We start from the raw sequence: 2,149 nt of genomic DNA on the forward strand, positions 1-2,149 counted from the left end.
GAACTTTACCGATCCACCCGAACCTCTTCCAGCATGCAATATGCGAAAGCCTTTGGATACCACCAGTTTCTGAAGTTTTATTTTCGATATGCCGACCTGCTGGGCGGCGTGCTTACATGGAGTCCATTGATCCGAGAATGATTCGGCAGTAGCTCTTAGAACTCCGCTTTTTATACCAAGCTTTCGAGACAGAAATCCTTCGCGCACCAGAGTTGCTACGAGCCCCCGGCTGCATCCAAGCAATTCTCCAGCGACCTGATTAGATATTACTTCTTTGGCTACCACGCTTGGTAGCTTGGCGCTGGCACTATCGATGTCGTCAATGTGAAAAAGCAGATCGAGGAAAGACTCGCCGCATCTACTGATTGGGACGACCCGTCCTAGGAGAATTTCACTGAGCAATTCTGCTTTTGCGTTGGACGACCCCAGCCCGAGTCTTTTTAATCCTAAAACCTGCTCTAGTGATATCGTTGCGCCAAATGATTTTCTATTCGAACAGGTAAGTGAGTTGAATCGGTTGGCGAGTCGATCAAGGTCAATCTTCCAAAATCCTCTCCGCTGATTTGTCACTGAATCCGGCGAATAATTCCCAATCTGACGCATGGCACGCAAGAGTCCAGCAGAAAGACCAATGTATTTCGCGGCATCTCGTTCACCCAGAACATCGGCCGGTGATCGCGCCTGAAGGTCTAAACCTTCCGTGTCGACTACGAAACGTTGAGGTTTGCCGGGCGCGTTCGCATTTTTGAACGGTACAAGGCCTTTGACTACCCATCCCCGTGCCGTAGACCGCTCCACTCCAAGACGCTTAGCCAACTCGCTGACTGACACGTAGCGCCGGGCGTGCTTATCGACGCCCTTCATTCGTTCCGAGACAAGCGATTCATCGGCATGATCAACGCCGTACGCTATAAATTCGTCTCGCAGAAAATCCATATTTGTACCAATCCCCTTATTTTTGAACAGTGATTGATAAAAGCTCAAATATTTAACCCGCAAACCGCGTCCGGCGAATATGGGTTGCGAACCAAGTTTGTCAAGGAGCGCATGAAAACCTTTGGGCCAGTCTTTCAAAACAGCAGCAGCCAAAGTCATGGGTTCGTGGCCTGAAAAGGTCTTGCCTCCCGCGCGACGACCAATATTCTCCAGAATTTTAAGCAGCGACATTAACGGGATCGAATGCAGCCATTGGACAGGTAGTCCTTCGGGGTTTGCTAGCTTGTGTATCGGCATCCGATGAACCTTGCATTGAATCACTTCCATAAGGGTGGCCGTCGCACCATCCACGGGTTGAGCGGGTATATATGAAAGGTCCGCGCCGCATTGGCACGTCAACAAGCCAGGTCGATTCCAACTAAGCCCCTTTTCACACTCATGGCATCTACTAACCAGCGGGACTTGGTGGGATGGGCAGGCGGAGAAAGCGTTCAGGTCCCAGGATGCATCGATATAGCCCGTTTCTTCAATGCACATGCAACAGATGGCGGGTCGATGTAGCCGCAATGGCTGCCAATTCAAAGAGCGCCCAAGGGGATGCCCCAAAATTTGGTATTCGCGGACACCGTCCCGCGTGCACGCGCTGTAGGCATGGTGACGAAACTCGTCGCTGGCTTTGCCCAGTACCTGCGCGAGCTTTGCGATTGGAAATCCCGCGGTCGTGGATTCGTTCCTGGTAATTCCAGCAAGATCAAATACATGCCATGGAGTGCAATATCCGTTGGTCTCCGATACCCGCAAAACGTAGCCGAGAAGACTTTCGCGTTCGTGTGGGGACGGGGTGCGGACAAGCAGCTGATTTTGTTTCGACGTCACGATGCGGTCAGCTGCTGGCTCACGGGAATTGCGGCTGCTCGCCCCCTTGGCCGGAGAATCCTTTCGGGCAAAGGCTCATCCTCTTTAAGACCAATTCCCATTGCAAAGTCGATCATGTCTTGCGTGGGTTGGCATGAGAATTTCGATGTAAACGGATTTTTATCAAGCTCACCTTCCAAGCTCCAGATAGCTTTTACGTTGGCCTCGCTTAATCGCGCCAGCGATACTTTCGTGTGCCCCTCGTCGCATGCGTCCCATACAACTTGTCGCAGCAGTTTGGTGAGATAACCCATCAGCCCTCCCGTCGCGCACCAGAGTCGAAACGCCATCTCATCAC

At 51.8% G+C, this 2,149-nt stretch carries 2 protein-coding genes and 1 pseudogene; all 3 read right to left on the bottom strand.

Annotation, left to right across the window (positions count from 1 at the left end; translation table 11 throughout):
* The coding region (locus AC1DU6_RS28615) for a helix-turn-helix domain-containing protein (RefSeq protein ID WP_477861278.1) at positions 1–1,263 on the bottom strand (1,263 nt) is incomplete at its 3' end.
* A 138-nt stretch (positions 1,264–1,401) separates the two neighbouring features.
* Positions 1,402–1,812 (bottom strand): annotated as a pseudogene (locus AC1DU6_RS28620) (TniQ family protein); the annotation flags it as partial.
* On the bottom strand, positions 1,809–2,149 hold a 341-nt coding region (locus tag AC1DU6_RS28625; RefSeq protein WP_477861276.1), incomplete at its 5' end, for a hypothetical protein. The pseudogene AC1DU6_RS28620 and the gene AC1DU6_RS28625, both read right to left, overlap by 4 nt.

This window comes from Roseateles sp. P5_B10 (genome assembly GCF_056400485.1).